The organism is Dyella monticola, from assembly GCF_003363155.1.
GTDB lineage: Bacteria > Pseudomonadota > Gammaproteobacteria > Xanthomonadales > Rhodanobacteraceae > Dyella_B > Dyella_B monticola.
In genome coordinates, this window is record NZ_QRBE01000019.1 from 42,317 (window position 1) to 59,988 (window position 17,672).

15 protein-coding genes and 1 tRNA gene are annotated in these 17,672 nt (G+C 61.7%); 3 read left to right on the forward strand and 13 right to left on the reverse strand.

Annotation, left to right across the window (positions count from 1 at the left end; translation table 11 throughout):
• The first annotated feature begins 1,016 nt into the window (after nucleotides 1–1,016).
• Nucleotides 1,017–1,829: a hypothetical protein gene (locus tag DWU98_RS22040; protein WP_158545138.1), complete on the forward strand. Its 813-nt coding sequence runs from the start codon at nucleotides 1,017–1,019 to the stop codon at nucleotides 1,827–1,829.
• A 232-nt stretch (nucleotides 1,830–2,061) separates the two neighbouring features.
• On the opposite strand, the gene DWU98_RS20365 is transcribed toward DWU98_RS22040, so the two are convergent.
• Both DWU98_RS20365 and DWU98_RS20370 read right to left on the reverse strand, forming a co-directional pair.
• Nucleotides 2,062–2,138, reverse strand: a tRNA-Arg gene (locus DWU98_RS20365).
• Nucleotides 2,139–2,288: 150 nt separating this feature from the next.
• Entirely contained in the window at nucleotides 2,289–4,193 is a 1,905-nt protein-coding gene (locus DWU98_RS20370) for a M61 family metallopeptidase (protein WP_115497424.1), read from the reverse strand.
• A 313-nt stretch (nucleotides 4,194–4,506) separates the two neighbouring features.
• Here DWU98_RS20370 and DWU98_RS20375 point away from each other — a divergent pair, with 313 nt between their 5' ends.
• Nucleotides 4,507–5,157, forward strand: coding sequence for an outer membrane protein (locus DWU98_RS20375; protein ID WP_158545139.1), 651 nt, complete (start codon nucleotides 4,507–4,509; stop codon nucleotides 5,155–5,157).
• A 196-nt stretch (nucleotides 5,158–5,353) separates the two neighbouring features.
• The gene (locus tag DWU98_RS20380; RefSeq protein WP_115497426.1) at nucleotides 5,354–5,716 is read left to right on the forward strand and encodes a hypothetical protein; all 363 of its coding nucleotides are present in this window, start codon (nucleotides 5,354–5,356) and stop codon (nucleotides 5,714–5,716) included.
• A gap of 327 nt (nucleotides 5,717–6,043) precedes the next feature.
• Here DWU98_RS20380 and DWU98_RS20390 read toward each other — a convergent pair whose 3' ends face one another.
• The 11 genes from DWU98_RS20390 to DWU98_RS20440 all read right to left on the reverse strand — a co-directional run bounded on the left by DWU98_RS20390 (nucleotide 6,044) and on the right by DWU98_RS20440 (nucleotide 17,442).
• Nucleotides 6,044–6,349, reverse strand: coding sequence for an STAS domain-containing protein (locus tag DWU98_RS20390; protein ID WP_115497428.1), 306 nt, complete (start codon nucleotides 6,347–6,349; stop codon nucleotides 6,044–6,046).
• A gap of 12 nt (nucleotides 6,350–6,361) precedes the next feature.
• Complete coding sequence (locus DWU98_RS20395) at nucleotides 6,362–7,543, reverse strand: methyl-accepting chemotaxis protein (protein WP_115497429.1); 1,182 nt, start codon at nucleotides 7,541–7,543, stop codon at nucleotides 6,362–6,364.
• Between the two features lie 16 nt (nucleotides 7,544–7,559).
• Nucleotides 7,560–8,657, reverse strand: a complete 1,098-nt coding sequence (locus DWU98_RS20400) for a protein-glutamate methylesterase/protein-glutamine glutaminase (protein WP_115497430.1) — start codon at nucleotides 8,655–8,657, stop codon at nucleotides 7,560–7,562.
• Between the two features lie 108 nt (nucleotides 8,658–8,765).
• The gene (gene cheD, locus DWU98_RS20405) at nucleotides 8,766–9,422 is read right to left on the reverse strand and encodes a chemoreceptor glutamine deamidase CheD (RefSeq protein WP_115497438.1); all 657 of its coding nucleotides are present in this window, start codon (nucleotides 9,420–9,422) and stop codon (nucleotides 8,766–8,768) included.
• Nucleotides 9,419–10,294, reverse strand: coding sequence for a CheR family methyltransferase (locus DWU98_RS20410; RefSeq protein ID WP_115497431.1), 876 nt, complete (start codon nucleotides 10,292–10,294; stop codon nucleotides 9,419–9,421). Before DWU98_RS20410 ends, cheD begins: the two co-directional genes overlap by 4 nt.
• A gap of 85 nt (nucleotides 10,295–10,379) precedes the next feature.
• Nucleotides 10,380–12,107 carry a methyl-accepting chemotaxis protein gene (locus DWU98_RS20415; protein ID WP_115497432.1) on the reverse strand — a complete coding sequence of 576 codons (1,728 nt, stop codon included), beginning with the start codon at nucleotides 12,105–12,107 and terminating at the stop codon, nucleotides 10,380–10,382.
• Nucleotides 12,108–12,121: 14 nt separating this feature from the next.
• Nucleotides 12,122–12,607 carry a chemotaxis protein CheW gene (locus DWU98_RS20420; protein WP_115497433.1) on the reverse strand — a complete coding sequence of 162 codons (486 nt, stop codon included), beginning with the start codon at nucleotides 12,605–12,607 and terminating at the stop codon, nucleotides 12,122–12,124.
• 283 nt (nucleotides 12,608–12,890) lie between these two features.
• On the reverse strand, nucleotides 12,891–14,534 hold the full coding sequence (locus DWU98_RS20425) for a methyl-accepting chemotaxis protein (protein ID WP_230474970.1): 1,644 nt from the start codon (nucleotides 14,532–14,534) through the stop codon (nucleotides 12,891–12,893).
• A gap of 129 nt (nucleotides 14,535–14,663) precedes the next feature.
• Nucleotides 14,664–16,649, reverse strand: coding sequence for a chemotaxis protein CheA (locus DWU98_RS20430; RefSeq protein WP_115497434.1), 1,986 nt, complete (start codon nucleotides 16,647–16,649; stop codon nucleotides 14,664–14,666).
• Nucleotides 16,650–16,762: 113 nt separating this feature from the next.
• Complete coding sequence (locus DWU98_RS20435) at nucleotides 16,763–17,125, reverse strand: response regulator (protein ID WP_115497440.1); 363 nt, start codon at nucleotides 17,123–17,125, stop codon at nucleotides 16,763–16,765.
• 14 nt (nucleotides 17,126–17,139) lie between these two features.
• Nucleotides 17,140–17,442, reverse strand: a complete 303-nt coding sequence (locus DWU98_RS20440; protein WP_115497435.1) for an STAS domain-containing protein — start codon at nucleotides 17,440–17,442, stop codon at nucleotides 17,140–17,142.
• Between the last annotated feature and the right edge of the window lie 230 nt (nucleotides 17,443–17,672).

The following is a 17,672-nucleotide window of genomic DNA, read 5'->3' on the forward strand; positions in this document are numbered from 1 at the left end:
GTGACTGAGCGGGCCATGCAAGAGTTTTTTGCGCATGGTTCTCAGCATTGACAGTTGCGCGTCACTCAAGGACTCTCGGCTCGCCGTTACAAGCACAGCAAGGTTGCCGGCGAAGATGGACGAGTACATACCGCTGTGAAACAGATGGAAGTCTATCCCCAAGCGCTCACACGACCTCGCGGCCGGGCCCCATGTCCAAGCACCGTCCTGACAAATCCAATCCCCCGGTTCGGATTGTTGGAGCGCGGTCAATCCGTCAATAGGCTTGCACTCTGAGAGAACAAACTTGCTTGATCTCAAGGACAAATAATCTGGTGTCCAACGAGATGGATGTCGCCGTCCGCTGCGATCATGCTTCGTAATACAGAGCTGAGGTGGCTGGTCCCATGTACATAATACTTCGGGATCGAGCTCAGCCCTATGCAGAAAGACCAGCTCAACGCAACGCGATTCCCATTGCAAGGTATGCCCACTCGCACGACTCGCAAACGAACCACTTTGATTCATCAGACCGCCGACTCCAACCAATCTTGTCGGCGCTGACGTAACCGCACCCAGTATGTACTGCCGTCCTTCGGCAGTCAGGTTCTTCCAGGCATCGAGCTTGACGATATCTTCGACGGTGATCATTCCCGCTCTCCCCAAACAATAGTCAGCCAGACCGATTGAACCGGTTGAAGTGTCGCGCGGCCCGGCACCCAGTCACAGACAACAACTGAGGCTCTTAAGGCCCCAAGGCTCCTCACCGAGCACTCTCCGATACATTTAATATTCTCCTGAGCCCAGTATGCGGAGAGATTGAAATGACGCGACACTTGGAGGTTCAACGTCTTGCCGCGTGTGCCTGGGCAGACTTCTTGGTCGTCTCAACTCTCGCACCGAGCCTTTCTTCAGCAGAAAGAATACTTTTTAGCGAATCACACTTTCGCAAATCGACCAGGGGCAACAGCGTGCGCCCTAGCATCTTGAGACGGTGGCTCACTGGCGTTGTGCCCAACGATTCGACGCTCCGTCGGATGGATCGTCGGATCCCCGGCAGCCACCAGCTTTATTGCCATCCGCTGTGGAGCATTCTGCAATGCAATGGAAATCCGCCGGATGAAATTCTCTACCTTCTGGCTCCAAGGATTTGCGAATCAATGCATTCCAGCGAATGCACCGGACCAATTCGGCGTCCTACGCTAAAGAAACTGGACCCGCCGCTATTTGAAGTTATTGCAGCGACACCGACGATCGATAGCTTGGCTGCACTCCTTTTCTCTGTGAAACGTCTTACGCACGAAGCCAATTTCTCGCTCGCAGTTGTGGCAATGAAATCGTTTTTTCGCGTGGCGCTTATGCTTGGTGCATTTCGGCCGCTGGCTTGCGTCACGCCACGGCTAATCGCGCTCGTATGTCAGAGCTTCCCGCTATCCAACGCCTCTGCGCGCTGGCTCCCGGCGGCTGAGATTGAGCGTATAGCCAGCCAGTTATGCCAACTGCTGGCATCTGAACTGCTGGAGGAGATGACTACATTGCCGACGTCTGAAAAACAGCTTCATTGGGTGCATGTTGTGAAAATGCTCAACGCGTTATTTGAGCCCCGGATCGATTCCCTTGTTCCTCATGCATACAACTTGTCATTGCTTCTTGCGGATAGCGCATATGATTCTGTCGCGCTGAGCACTTGGGGTAATCGTACTATTGCGTGGATGGGGGTCGAGGAACTCGCTCCACCCGTCCTATGGACATCACTACCATTTGATAAACGCAATCCCAAGAGAGTCGATTTCGCAGGACTACCGTTCAATTCATGGATCGAAGTCGAGTCGCACACGGTTCGACTCTGATGCGGCACTCGGCTCTTGCCGGCGCTGGTAGCCATCTGGATAAGAGCGCTCGGCTTGTTCATCGCCAGCGATCGTTCCAGGCCTGTTGCAGCGCTGATCTGGCTGTCGTCCAGGTTGCGCGGGCGTAATTTCCGCATTTCCACCAGTAAGTGAGAGAGAAATTCCACGAAATACTGAGAAATCCCCCACTATTTAGTGGGCTGCCCACGGGACTGATACCCAATCAAAAAAATGGCGCGCCCGGAGGGATTCGAACCCCCGACCAATGGCTTCGGAAGCCACTACTCTATCCGGCTGAGCTACGGGCGCTTGGATGAGATGCTGGCGCGGATGCGCGCCGAGCGGGACGGGGAGTATAGCGGAGGTGGGTGGGGATGCCCATGGTGGACACACCGCGCGGAAGGCCCTCACCGCAACCCTCTCCCCGGATGAGGAGAGGGCATGGCTTGATGCCATCGATCAACGTGCCTTGATGAGCTGGGTCAAGGTGTCCGGCTTGCTGGTATCGCGCTCCAGGTGCGGATACTTCAGGCCACCGTGGTAATCGATGCGGATGGTCTTGTACTCGTCGAAGTTCTTCACCAGCAGTTCGATCGACTGGCTCTGATCCTTCGCGGCCGCGGTGACGGCTTCCTTGAGCGCATCAGGGTCGTAGTCCTTGCCGTTGACGGCAACGATGGTCATGCCAGGGGAAATGCCGGCGTTGAACGCGGGGCTGTCCCACAGCACATCGCTGAGGGCGCCATCCTTGCCGATGGAGAGACCGAGCGAATACATCAGATCGGCCGAGTGGCGGCGTGCTTCGAACGCCTTGATCGCATCGGACGGCTTGTCGGTGTACACCAGCTTCCAGCCATGCGATTGCACACCGCCGATCAGCGGACCGTGGCCATCCAGGCGCGTGCGCAGATAGCTCTTCCAGTCGTACGGCGCGATGTCATTGAGCGTCTTGGCCACGTCGTCGAAGGTGTAGGTGTCCACATCCCAGGCTCCGGGGTTCACGCCGAAGAAGGCCTTGCCGAAATCGTCAATGGTCTTCTTGCCGCCGGTGAGTTCACGCAGCTTGCCATCCACGTCCAGCCAGATCATTTCGCCGGCGGAGTAGTAATCCTCGCTCGCCTGGTAGTTGCGATACGGCAGCGGGCGACGCATGGCGATGGTGGGGTCGTTGGTGGTGTCCTGCACATTGCGCCAGCTTGCCAAGCCCGGACGGCCACGGTCATAGGTGGCGGCAACGGCGGCGAGCACGTCCTTGTACTGCTGGTCGCTCCACAGACCCGAGCGTGCGGCCATCACCTGGCCCCAGAACTGCGTCTGGCCTTCATAGACCCACAACAGCGAATCACCCATCGGCACGTTGAAGTTCGGCGTGGCCAGATCCGCACCGCGACGGTATTTGCCGTCCCAGGAGTGGTTGAACTCGTGCGAAAGCAGGTCGCGCATGCCCCAGCTCTTGTCCCATTCGGAGAAGTAGCCAACCCCTGTGCCGTCTTCGCTGGAACGGTGATGTTCAAGACCCTCGCCACTCATCTTGTCGCTGAGCGAGAGCAGGAAATCGTAGTGATTGTAGTGGTGCGCGCCGTACAGCTTGTACATCTGCTGCACGAGCTGGCGATGGACTTTCACCTGTTCCGGCGTGATCTCCAGATACTTCGGATCGTCCGCCACGATGTCCATGTGCACCGGCGTGCTCGCACCCGGATCCAGATCGACGCGCTTGAAGTATTTGCCGGCATAGATCGGCGAATCGACCAGGTCGTCGTAGTTGATCGGCTTGAAGTGCACGGTGCCGCCTTCCTGCGAGGCCACGTCCAGCGCGCAACCGAACTGCCAGCCGGCCGGCAGCGTCACGCTGGCATCGGTCTGGATCTGGCGCGCGTAGTAGCCGGCCGGATACACCGACACTGTGTTCCACTCCAGGTTGAGCATTTCTGGCGTCATCACCACGCGGCCCTGGCGCGTGTCTTGCGGCGAGAGGAACTGGAAGTCCACTTCCACGCTGGTTGCGCCTTGCGGCACGTCCACGCGGAATGCGTAGACGTTGTATTCGTCGCGCGTCCACGGCAGCGTCTGGCCGTTGGCCTTCACCACCAGGCCGGCAAGCTTGTCGATCGGGCCGGTGGGCGAGTGATTGCCGGGAATCCATTCCGGATAGAGCAGCGTAAGCGGACCGGCCGCCGCGGGAATCACTTCATGCACGCGGAATACGCGGTGGGCGAGGTCCGTCGCGTCCACGTCGATCTTCAGTGTTCCGGCACTGTAGGGAACATTCTGCGGTGCGGGCACGTCATCGGCCTGAACGGCAAGACTGGTGCATCCAAGCGCGGTGGCGAGGATGGCGGCGGCGAGCGGGGTGCGTTTCAAGGGAGTCTCCTGGGTCGACCGGCCGCCAACCTGAATGTGAAAGCAGCCGAAAGTCCCGATGCTAGCCATGTGCACAGCCCGCGCTCCCCTGCCAGAGGTCACGCGCAGGCCTTGCGTGGCCTGAATCTCGAACATCTTTGAGCGAAGCGTGGAAGTTCCCTCACAAAGCTGAACTGCGGAAGCCCACAAACCGCATGGATGAGCCCGGTTCAGGTCGGTTGTTACAATCTTGTTACGTCGCGTAACCCCGCGCGACCCCTCGCCGCGACTTCCCCATCGTGTCGAAGGCCTATAACAAAGAATGGAGTCCTCCATGAATAAGCTAGCCCTCTCGGCCGCCGTGGCCGTTCTCGCTCTGTCCCCCGTGCTGAGCCAGGCCGCCCATGCGGACGACAACAGCACCAGCACCCCGACCTACGGCGCCAACGTCAACCCCAACTGGCAAGACAACTTCTTCGTGGCCGGCCAGCTGGGTCAGACCCAGTACCGCGTGGACAGCGACGTGCTGAACACCAACCACGGCACATTCCAGAACATCCGCTTCGGCTGGCGCTGGAACGGCATCATCGGCCCGGAAATCGGCTACACCTATCTCGGCCAGCCCAAGTGGTCCGACGGTTATAACCAGCTGTCGGTGAAGCCGCGCGCGGCTACCATCGGCGTGAACGGCAAATACAACTTCTATCAGAACTGGTTCGTCACGGCCCACGCCGGCTACCTGCGTTCTGAAACCAAGTTCGCCGCCATTGGCGCCTTCGGCACCGACCGTTACCAGACCTGGAACAATGGCCTGTATGCCGGTCTGGGCGTGGGTTACGACATCACCCATAACTTCAGCCTGGGCTTGAACTACGACAACTACCGCCTGCAGTCGGGCAACGGCACCAGCCTTGACAACATCGGCGTACCGCACAGCCGCACCAACGTGGCTGCGTACTCCGCTTCGGTGGAATACCGTTTCTGATAAAGCGTCCCACGTAAGCGTGAGTTCGACCAAACCCCCGGCTTGCCGGGGGTTTTTTATTACCTGCCCCCCGGCTTGCCGGGGGTTTCTTTTGCCGGTCATACCCGGCCAGCGCACGCCGCCTAAAGTTCGCGCCGGCACGGCCGATAGCCCTCACAAGCCTCTTTCGTGGCTCCACCGGCCTAAGGACCGATATATGAAAACCGTGCTCGTTGCGACCTTGCTGCTGGTCGCCCCCATCGCGGCCCACGCCGCTTGCGCAGCTACCGATTTCGCCATCCAAGACGTCAAAGTCGCGGCAGTCGGTTCGGGCATTGCCACTCGCCTCAGCGTGAAGGGCAAGCTGGTCAACAACTGCTCCGCCGCCGCCGCCGCACAGGTGCGCCTGGATGCCAAAGACGGTTCCGGCAACGTGCTGGCCTCCAAGATGGGCTGGCCCGCCGGCACCACCAATCTGAGCCCCGGCCAGTCGGTGGATTTCGACCTGGGCCGCCTGCTGCATTATCAATCGGACATGCAGAGCTATCAGCTCAGCGTGGTCGAAGTGAAGGCTTGGTAAGACGCTTCAAGCGTAAAGTGTGTGTGAACCTGCCGACGGTATGTAAATACCGTCGGTTTTTTTGTGGGTGATGGATTGAGATGTACGCGCTTGCGTGATGTACGCGCTTGCGTGATGTACGCGCTTGCGTGATGTACGCGCTTGCGTGATGTACGCGCTTGCGTGATGTACGCGCTTACATAAAGCGCAAATCTTGCCCACCGTCATTCCGACGAAGGCCGGAATGACGGTGGGCAAGATTTTATTTCGCGTTGAAGGCGCCTTCAGCGCTGATAACGAGGTGCGCAGCCATAGGCATATGGCCAAGGCGATGAAGCGACGCGGCGCTCAGTGCAACGTAAACAGCTTGTCGAATCCGGCCACACGCAGCGTGCCGCGCAATGCAGTGCTCGCATTGACGATGCGGATTTCAGCGCGATCACCGCCCGCATGCTCGCGCAGCAGCAATAGCATGCCGAGCGCAGAGCTATCCATGCTCTCCACATCACCCAGGTCGATCACATAGCTGCGCGAGGGCTTGCGCTCACCCAGACAGGCTTCGTGAAAGCTGCGGTGCACGCTGAAGTCGAAGCGATTGCCGAATTGCAGGGTGACGCAATCCTGTTCGTGGTCGTGTTGAACGTTGAGACTCATGGCAATGGCTCCTTAGAACAGTTCGATCTCGCCGGCATCCATGCTGTTCTGCAGGGCCGGACCGCGCGAACGAATGCGGGCTTTTTCACGCTGCAGCGCCAGACGTTCGCGCACGCGTTCGGAATGCTGGCGCAATAGCTGCGCGTCGAACGATTCGCACGCCAGCGCTTCGATGTCGCGCGTGGTTTCGGTGGCAACGCCTTGCAGTTCCACCAGGCGTGTACGCGTCTGGTTCAACAGCTGGCTGAGGATGTCTTCAAATTGCAGCGATCGGATGGTGGTGGATACGTCGTTGCCCAGGCCGCGGTTGATTTCCACCACTTGATCGGCCACGGCGCTGGTGCGTGCGTCGCTTTCGGTGACGTGCGCCATCATGGCATCGATGCCGCCCTTGGCCGACAGCGCCACATTCAAATCCTGCGAAGCGAGTTCGCCCACCAGGCCACGCACCTGCTCCATTGCGATGCGTGCGCGTTCCACGTGGCTGCCGATCTGCTCGTTGAACTGATTGGAATGGCTGGCCAGGTTACGAATCTCGCCCGCCACTACCGCAAAACCGCGCCCGGCTTCACCGGCACGCGCCGCTTCGATGGCCGCGTTAAGCGCCAGCAGGTTGGTTTCTTCGGCAATCGTGTTCACGTTTTTCAACAGCGCGAACACCGCATCCATTTCCTTGGACATGCCGTCGATGCGATAGACGATGCGCAGGCTTTCGCGCGAAAGCTGCACAATCAAGCCAACGAAGTGTTCCAGCAGATCGCCCGTGCGCGCGGCAAAATCCTGCACCGAGACGCCGCCATTCTGCACATCGATAATCTGCTTGAGCAGCGACTGCTGCATGCCGGTTTTCTGCGACAAGCCATCGAAACCGCCGCCCAGTTCCGAGACGGCGTCACGCAGCAAGTCCAGCGCCTGGTGCAATTCGCGCGCGGCATGCCCCATTTCATCCACCAGCGCGCCGCGCACATCCTCCAGCGCTTCACGCACGGGACCATGGTCAGGCGCCGGCGGCGCTTCCACCACCATGGACGACGAAAGACGGCGGCATTCGAAGATCCACAGCGCGCACAGCGCGGTGATCAGAACGGGCGCCATCCACACCGGATTCCAGATGAGGCACAGCAGCAAGGCAACGAGGCTCGCGCCGATGCCGATCAGCGGGCGTGGAGCGGAAGCGGGCAGGATGGCAGACATAGGTCATTCCGATACGTCAGGATGCGGCGCGTCGTGCGCCGACAGTGGGTTGTTGCGCGAGCACCAACAGGCGCGCGGCGATCTCTTCGAGCGGCAGCTTTTCGTCGGCGGCGCCGAGTTTCCACGCGGCGCCGGGCATGCCCCATACCACCGAGCTGGCCTCGTCCTGCACCAGCGTGGGCGCGCCGCTTTCGCGCAGTTCAAGCAAACCGCGCGCGCCGTCATCGCCCATGCCGGTCAGCAACACGCCGATGGCGGCGGAACCGACGCTCGCTGCGGTGGAACGAAACAGCACATCCACGCTCGGTTTGTGTCGATTCACCTGCGGGCCATCGTGCAGGCGGCAAACGTGCTTGGCGCCGTCCCACATCACCAGCAGGTGCTCGCCGCCCGGCGCGATGTATGCGTGGCCAGGCTGGATGGGTTGACCATCGCGCGCTTCGCACACGCGCATCGCCGAGCAGTTATTCATGCGTGTGGCGAACGGCCCGCTGAAAGCGGCCGGGATGTGCTGCGTGACCACGATCGGCGGTGCATCCGGCGGCATCGATTCCAGTAGCACGCGAATGGCTTCGGTGCCGCCGGTGGATGCGCCCACGGCGATGATGCGCATGCTGCCGCGCGTGCCCGGCGATTGCGAGCGCGGCAGCACCGCGTCTGCGGAAAGCCGCGGCGCGACGTCGAGCTTCTGCACCTGCGTGTAGGGACGTGGACGCGTACGCGCAGCCAGTTTCACTTTCGCGCAGATCTCCTGCGCGCTTTCGGCAAAGCAGTTGGCCAGATCGCTCGACGGCTTGGTGAAGAAATCCACCGCACCGATTTCCAGCGCACGCAACGTGACTTCCGCGCCGCGCTCGGTAAGCGATGACACCATCACCACCGGCATCGGCCGCAGGCGCATCAGGTTTTCGAGAAAGGTGAGCCCGTCCATGCGCGGCATCTCCACGTCGAGCGTCAGCACATCCGGGTTGAGCTGCTTGATCTTGTCGCGCGCGATCAACGGATCGGCGGCCGCACCCACCACCTCGATGCCGGGATCGGAATCGAGCATGGCCGACAGCAGCTTCCGCACCAGGGCGGAATCGTCGATGACCAGTACGCGGACTTTTTCCATGAGCGTTTTTTCTCAACTAATCTAGGGGTTGTTCGTCGTCCCGCCGAAAGCCGGGGCGACGGTGTTGAGGTTTGGCGTCAATCACATCAACCATGGCCTCACTGAAACTCAAAACAATTCCACCTCTCCCTTTATCGGATCGTTCGCCAAACGCTTGAGGTAGCGCTGCTCCGTGGCCGCCAGCTCCGCATCGCGCTGGGTGCGCAACTGCCTTACGCGAACCCTTCCGCTGGCGGGAAAGAACTGCAATTGGCGCGGGTAGATATCGCCCACGTCGGAGGCCACCAGCGGCAGCCCTTCGGTTTCCAGGTAGTGCTGCACGAAGGCGATGTTGCGCTTGCCCACATCGGTCATCTGCGCCAGCACGCGGCCGCCGCCGAAGATCTTCACCCGCAGCGATTCGCGCCGCCCACCGGCCTTCAGGATCGCGTTGATGAGCTGTTCCATCGCGTCGCTGCCATAGCGCGCGGCGCGGCCGACAGCCGACGACCAATCGTTGCGCTCGCCACTCATCGGCGCCGGCAGCATGAAGTGGTTCATGCCACCGATGCGGCGCTCGTCGTCGCGGATGCACGCGGACACGCACGAGCCGAGCACCGTGGAAACCATCTCCTCCTGCGCGCTCACATAGAACTCGCCGGGAAGCACTTTCACGGTCATGCAGCTATGCGTGGGGTCCCAGAACCTGCGCATGTGCTCGAAACCGGGCAACACGGGTGCGTGTTTGTCTCGCGCTATGGCAACGCCTGGCAGAACGGCTGTCATCGTGTGCACTTCCGGTAGACGGTACGGCCGACCAGTTCGAACGAATCGCTGAGGCCATACATCGATTCAGAATGACCCAGGAACAGATAGCCTCCCTGCTCGAGCAGGCCGGCATAGCGTTCGAACAGGCGCTGCTTGGTCGGCTTGTCGAAATAGATCACCACGTTGCGGCAAAAAATGGCGTCGAACGGCCCGCGCATCGGCCAGTCGTGCAACAGGTTGAGCGGTTGGATGGTGACCAGTTCGCGCAAGCGCGGATGCACGCAGGCGTAGCCTTCGTAACGGCCTTCGCCGCGCAGAAACCATTTGCGCCGGCGCTCATCGCTTACGCCGTCCATGCGTTCGAGCGCATACAGCCCGGCACGCGCCTGCTCCAAGGCTTGCGGCGAAAGGTCGGTCGCGAGGATGCGCGCATCGACGCTGCTGCCCGTGCGCTCCAACGCTTCGGCCAATACCATCGCCAAGGCGTACGGTTCTTCGCCGGTGGAACAACCGGCCGACCAGATGCGCAATCGCCCATTGTGCTTTTTTTCTTCGAGCCAGCGTGGCAGCAGTTCGCTCACCAGCAGGTCGTAGTGGTGCATCTCGCGGAAGAACGAAGTGACGTTGGTGCTGATGGCGCTGGCCAGTTCGCCCAGTTCGCCCTCCGGATCCGTGCGCAGCAATTGGCAATAGCTGCCGAACTCTTTCAGGCCCAATGCACGCAGTCGACGTTGTAACCGACCTTGCACGAGCTGGTGTTTCTGCTCGCCCAGCGCGATGCCGCAATGCTGGTAGACGAAGTCGCGCAGGAATTTGAATTCGGCGTCCGCCAGCAGCGGGCCGCTTACGCCTGTGGCGACGTTGGACTCTGTGAGTGCTGCGGTGGTCATGTCCGGTCCTGGTGGGCGCCGACGTCGTTGGGTTGCGGAAGCGGCGCCCTCTCTTCGAAGGGAGAGGGCGCGAGCAGCGATGTGCTTAGAATTCCTTCCACACGCTGGCGTCGGCCGTCTCCGCGACCGCACGGCGTGCCGGTGTGGCGGCAGGCGGTGTCGACTGGCGCACGGCGGCAAACACCGCTTCGGTTTCGGCCATGATGGCCGCGGCTTTGGGCTTTGCGGACGAGGCAGCGACCGCGTCATCGCCGAAGCGGAAGAAGTTCACCTGACGCGACAGTTCGCCAGCCTGTTCGTGCATGGCGCGTGCGGCGGCGGAGGCTTCTTCCACCAGCGCGGCGTTCTGCTGCGTCATCTCGTCCATCTGCGACACGGCGTTATTGACCTGATCGATGCCGGCCGATTGTTCCTGGCTGGCGGCCGCGATCTCGGCCACGATGTCGGTGACTTTCTTGACGCTCTCGACGATGTCCGCCAGCGCCTTGCCGGATTGGTCCACCAGCTCGGTGCCCGCGCGCACCTTGTCCGCGCTGTCGTTGATCAGCAGCTTGATTTCCTTGGCGGCACCCGCGCTGCGCTGCGCGAGGTTGCGCACTTCGGTGGCGACCACGGCGAAGCCACGGCCCTGTTCGCCGGCACGCGCCGCTTCCACGGCGGCATTGAGCGCCAGCAGGTTGGTCTGGAAGGCGATTTCGTCGATCAGGCTGACGATGTCGGAGATCTTGCGGCTGGAGCTGTTGATCTCGCGCATGGCGGTGACCGCCTGCGCCGCCACTTCGCCGCCGCGCTCGGCTTGTTCGCGTGCACCGCGAGCAAGCTGGTTGGCATGGCTGGCGTTCTCGGCGTTCTGCTTCACGGTGGAGGTCATTTCCTCCATCGAGGAGGCGGTTTCTTCCAGGCTGGAGGCCTGCTCTTGCGTACGCTGGCTGAGATCGTCGTTGCCGCGTGCGATCTGCTGCGCCGCCGTGCTCACGGCATCGGAGCCCTGGCGCACTTCCGAGACGATGTCGACCAGGCGCTGATCCATCGTGCGCAGCGCACCGAGCAGTTGGGCGAGTTCATCTTTGCCTTTCACTTCGATGTCGTGGCCCAGCTTGCCGCCGGCGATTTCGTTGGCCATCTTCATGGCATGGCTCAGCGCGCGCGAGATCGAGCGGATCAGCAGCGCCGAGCGCAGTGCCGCGAACAGCAGGCCGGCGATCAAGGCGATCAAAGTGATCATGCGGATGCGCTGGTAGCTCTTCACCTGGTCGGCGAAGATCTGGCCCGCTTCATCGCTCTGCACTTTCACCAGCTTGGCCATGGCATCCTGGCGCTGCATCAAGAGTGGGCGCAGTTCCATTTCCACCGTGTCGGATGCGCCGGTGTCGGCTTGCTTGATGGCGTCGAGCACGTCCTGCTTGGCATCGTTGTAGTCTTTGTCGCTGGAGTGCCAATCTTTCGAGGCCGCCGCTACCGCCGGGCTGACTTGCAGTTTGTCGAAGCGGCCGCGGTAGTCGTCCAGCTCCTTCTGATAGCGCTGGAATTCCACCATCTTCTGCTTGACCTGATCGGGCTTGCCGACCAGTGCGGCAGCCTCGCTCAAGGTGAGGAAGGATTTGAGCGAATCGGCGCGAACCTGATCCAGAATCTGGCTGGGCACGAGGCCCGATTCGTAGATGCGCTGCGTGCCGGCATTTTGTTGCGACATCGAATACAGGCCGATGCCCGCGCCGGCCAGCAGCATGAAGCCGAGCAAGCCGACCAGCATGATCAGTCGCGCCCGCACGGTGAGCGATTTGAAGGTGAGTTTGGGGAAACGCAGTTTCATGAGTGTTTAGTCCTTCAGGCCACAGCTTTCACATCGTGGGCCGCATTCAGCGCGGCTTCGAGCATCTGCGCGTCCTGCGATTGCAGCAATTTGTCTGCATCGAGCAGCAACACCATGCGGTCGCCGGCCGAGGTCAGTCCTTTCAGATATTCGGTATCCACCGTTGTGCCCATGTCGGGCACCGGACGGATGGCATCGCTCGTCACGTCGAGCACATCGGATACGGCATCCACCACCACGCCGAACTGGCGACCGGACACAGTGATGATCACGGTGACGGTGGTGGCGTTGTATTCCTCGCGCGTAAGACCAAAACGCAGACGCAGATCGATCACCGGCACGATCGCGCCGCGCAGGTTCAGCACGCCGAGCACGTAGTGCGGGGATTGCGGAATGCGCGTCACCGGCGTCCAGCCGCGAATTTCGCGCACGGCCAGAATGTCGATACCGTATTCCTCGTGCGCAAGGTTCACGGTGAGGTACTGCGCTTGATCTGCCATGGGTAGCCTCGTGGATGGGGGGCCTGCAAGTGATGCCCCCCGTTCGTAGGAGGAATCGGCGGTCAGAGGGAAAACTTGAGGTGAGGAATGCCTCCGCAAGGCGCCTGATTCCTCGAAAAACGCCAGCTCGCAGCTCTGTGCTCCCTTCCCTGCGTGCAGGGGAGGGCCGGGGTGGGGTTGCCTGGGCTTACGGCACGATTGGCGTTCGCGGCGAGTGGCTTCACCTCACCCCAAGCCTCCCCTACTGCACGTAGGGGAGGGAGCAGTGCGCGGGAAAACCGTCTTAGTCCGCCGCTGCTGCCAATACACCTATCGCAGGCTTCCGGGCAGAAACGCCCTTCACCGCCGCAGGCATCGCCCCGTGCACCCGGAAATACCCCATCTGCGCACTCAGCCGGTCGGCCTGCTCCTGCATGGCGCGCGCGGCTGCAGCGGCTTCTTCCACCAGCGCGGCATTTTGCTGGGTGGCTTCGTCCATCTGGACGACCGCGCGGTTGACCTGGTCGATGCCACCGGACTGCTCCTGGCTGGCCGCGGCCATCTCGTTCACGATGTCCACCACTTTTTTCACACTGGTGATGATGCCGTCCAGGGCCAGGCCGGATTCATCTACGAGCTGCGAGCCGGTCTGCACCTTTTCGGCACTGTCGCCGATCAAGGTCTTGATCTCCCGCGCCGCACGCGCACTGCGCTGGGCGAGGTTGCGCACCTCGGTCGCCACCACCGCAAAACCATGGCCGTGCTGGCCGGCATGGGCCGCTTCCACGGCGGCATTGAGCGCCAGCAGATTGGTCTGGAAGGCGATTTCGTCGATCAGACCGACGATGTCGGCAATCTGCGCGCTGGCGCGGCGAATCTCCTCCATCGCCGTGCTGGCGCGCGATGCGACGGCGCCGCCGTGTTCAGCCTGCTTGCGCATGGCGACGGCGAGCTGGCTGGCATGCTGCGCGTTGTCTGCGCTTTGCTTCACGGTGGCGGTCATTTCCTCCATCGAGGAGGCGGTTTCTTCCAGGCTGGCCGCCTGTTCCTGCGTGCGATAGCTCAAATCGTCATTGCCGCGCGCAATCTGCTGCGCGGCGGACGTCACCGTGTGCGCGCTTTGCTGCACATCGCCCACCACCTCGGTGAGTTTGTCGCGCATGCGGCGCAAGGCATCGAGCAGGCTGCCGGGTGCCGGCATGAGCATGTCGTCGTGGCGCAGATCGCCATCGGCAATGCGCGCGGCCAGCGCCAGCGCGGTGCTTGGCTCGCCACCGATGCTGCGTCGGATGCTGCGCATGGATTCCCAAACTACCAGGATGACCAGCAAAGCCACCAGCCCGGCGCGCAGCAGGCTGCCCAGCAGCATGTGCTGGAACTGGGCGTCGATGTCGACGAAATACGCGCCCGCCGCGACGTGCATATCCCACGGCTTGTACAGCGCCGTGTAGGTCATTTTCAGTTTGTTGCCCTGGCTGCCTGGCATCGGCCACATGTATTGGGTCAACCCGTGACCGTCACGCTGATCAGCGGCGAGCATCTGGCGATACATGTACTTGCCGGTGGAATCGGTCTCGTCGCGAATGCTTGTGCCCACGCGCTTGGGCATGACCGGATGCATGCGCATGGTGAGATGGGAATCGAACACGTAGACATAACCGGTGCCGTTGTTCCAGCGCAGCGCGGACATCGCGCTGAGCGCGCGCCGCTGTGCTTCCGCTTCAGTGAATTCGCCCTTGGCGGCGCGATCGTGATAGCTCTGCAACAAGGACATGGCTGTGGCCACTTCATCGCCCAGCGCGCGTTCGCGTGCCTGCATCTGCAAGCCACGGCTGGCCACCGACGACATGACGGTCAACGCAACCAGCCCGACCACCACGATGGCGATAACAAGCCATACCCTGGCCGAAAGGCTAAGGCGTTGGAGCATTTTCAATGGGGACATCATGACCACAACCTTCGATAACATGGGATGACGGGCGCATCGCCCACCGCGCTCCATGCTTGGGTCACGCGCCGTCGCTCGTGCGCGATTCCACTAAAACGCGGAGCCCTTCCCGCTCCACGAGAGCGTTTGCTAAGCCGCCTTGCGACGCGACTGCAAGCGAATCAAACCGGCCACATCGATGATCAGCGCGACCGAGCCATCGGCAAGAATGGTCGCGCCGGAAATACCATCCACGCGCCGGTAGTTGGCTTCCAACGACTTCACCACGGCTTGCTGCTGGCCGATCAATTCATCGATAAACAGGCCGATCTGCGTGCCGTCCGCTTCGACGACGATCACCAGGCCCTCATCAATGTTCTGGCGTGCATCGGCGCAGCCGAATTGCTGATGCAGGCGCACGATCGGCAGATATTCGCCGCGGAAACGGAACAGCTCGCCGCCGCCGGTCACACTGCGCACCGCATCGGCGCGCAATTGCACCGATTCCACGATCGACACCAGCGGCACGATGTAGCACTCCTCGCCCACCGCCGCGCGCAGACCATCGATGATCGCCAGCGTCAGCGGCAACGTGATGGTGAAGGTCGTACCCTTCCCCGGACGGCTGTTGATGGACACGGTGCCACCCAGATCCACCACGTTGCGGCGAACCACGTCCATGCCCACGCCGCGACCGGAGAGGTCGGTCGTCACGGCCGCAGTAGAGAAGCCGGGCTGGAAAATCAGCTCGCCCACGGCCTCGTCGCTCAACGTATCGGCGCTGCTGATCAAGCTTTTCTGCAACGCCTTGGCGATGATCGCCTCGCGATTGAGGCCCGCGCCGTCATCGACCACTTCCACCACGATGGAACCGCCGCGGTGGAATGCTTCCAGGCGTAGCGTACCCATGTCGCTCTTGCCGGCGGCGCGGCGTTTGTCCGGCATTTCCAGGCCGTGATCGATCGCGTTGCGCACCAGGTGCACCAGCGGATCGCCGATTTTTTCCAGCACGGTTTTGTCCAGTTCGGTGTGCTCGCCGACCAGTTCCAGCTTCACCTGCTTGCCCAGCTTCTGACTGAGGTCGCGCACCAGGCGCGGAAAACGATTGAAGACCGAGCCGATCGGCAACATGCGGATGCCCATCACGCTTTCCTGCAACGAACGCGTGTGCCGCGCCAGTTGTGCCAGGCCGTGCTGCAGCATCGCCAGGCGCGATGGATCGAAATCCTCACGGAACTGATCGAGCATCGCCTGCGTAATCACCAACTCGCCGACCAGATCGATCAAGCCGTCGATCTTGTCGATCGACACACGCACGGAACCGGCATCGTTGCCGCTTGCTGCAGCACCGCGCGCCGTACCTGTCGCGGCGCCCGCACCAGCGGCCGGTACGGCAACCGCTTCGACCGAAGGTGCGGGCGGTGGCGCGGCAACAACGAGCGGCTCGATGGTGAGATCGCATTCGTCTTCGACCCATTCGAACACTGCCTTGATGGCCTCACGACTGACCGCGCCGGTCAGTTCGATGCGCCAGCCAAGATGGCATTCGGAAGGGTCGAGCGCGTCCAGCGTGGGCACACGATCCAACTGTGCCTCGACGACCAGCTGACCGAGCGCAGCCAGTTCACGCAATAGACGCAACGGATCGTTGCCGCCGGCCAACATGCCAGCGTGGGGACGGAACTGAATCGACCAGCCGCCGGATGCGGCTGGTTTTGCCGCGGCCTTGCCGGCCGCGGCAGGCACGTTATGCCCCGCCGCCTCCGCCAGCTGCCGCTTGAGATCTTCGCTTTGCGCATCGGCAAGCGGTTGGCCGGCCTGCGCGCGTTCGAACATGCCGCGCAGGCAATCCACCGTGCGCAACATCAGTTCGATGATGGACTTGTCGATCGCGCGACGACCGTCGCGCACCTGATCGAGCAGCGATTCGGCTTCGTGCGTGAGCGCGGCCATGTCCGGGAACCCGAACGTGGCCGAACCGCCTTTGATGGAGTGCGCCGCGCGGAAAATGCTGTGCACGAGTTCCGCGGCGCCGCCGTCATCGAGCGCCAACAACGCCGATTCCATCGCATCGAGCCCTTCCAGGCTTTCCTCGAAGAAGACTTTGTGGAATTGGGCAATGTTGATGTTGCTCATGAAATGAGAATCCTGGATTGACCCTGATGCCGATCGTGTTTCACGTCATTCCGGCCTGTGCCGGAATGACGTGAGGCGTGTTACGCGTTGCGACGAAAGTGCCGCCTCACACCTCAACCAAGCACGCGCTTGACCGTCGCCAGCAACTGCTCCGGATCGAACGGCTTCACCAGCCAGCCGGTCGCACCCGCGGCCTTGCCTTCCATCTTCTTGTCTGTGTTCGATTCGGTGGTCAGCATCAGAATCGGCACCCCCTTGTATTCGGCACGCGTGCGCAATTCGCGCACCATGCTGATGCCGTCCATCACCGGCATGTTGACGTCGGCCAGAACCAGGTCGAACTTCGCGGTTGCCGCTGTATCCAGCGCCGCCTGTCCGTTATCCGCCTCGCTCACGTCATAACCGGCGCTGCGCAGGGTGAATGCCACCATGCCGCGCATCGACGCCGAATCGTCCACCGCAAGAATCTTTGCCATCTTCCACCTCAAGTTCAGGCCGGCTTCTTCGCCGGCAATGCCAATGCTTCCGCCAGACCCAACTGACTGGCCGCGTCGTACAGCGGCGCACTCACGCCCGCCCAGTTCACCTGACGCTCGCGTTTCTTTGCTTCATGCTGAAACACCACCAGCAATTGCAACGCGGCGGTGTCGACACGATCCACCGTGGTGCCATCGAGCACGATCTGCGACGCACCGAGTGCGCCGCGGAGTTGGGTGTGCAGTTCGCCCACGTCGGCGATGCGGCAATCGGCGGGAATGCTTACCCGGGTTTCGGTTTTGCTTTTGCCGGCCATGAGGGGTGCCTCGCGTTGGTGGGGCTGTTGGGAGGTTTATCGGCGTCGGCAGGGTTTGCTTTAGGTTTGCTGGGGGGTGTTTGGGTCACTATTTCGGGGGATGGGAGATTGCCTGTGGCGCTTTCGGTCGTTGCGCGACTGGGCTTTTTTGCTGGCCCAAAGAGTGGTTGGGGATTGCCTGCGGCGCTTTCGGTCGCGGAGCGACCGGGCTTTTTTGCTGATTCGAAGAG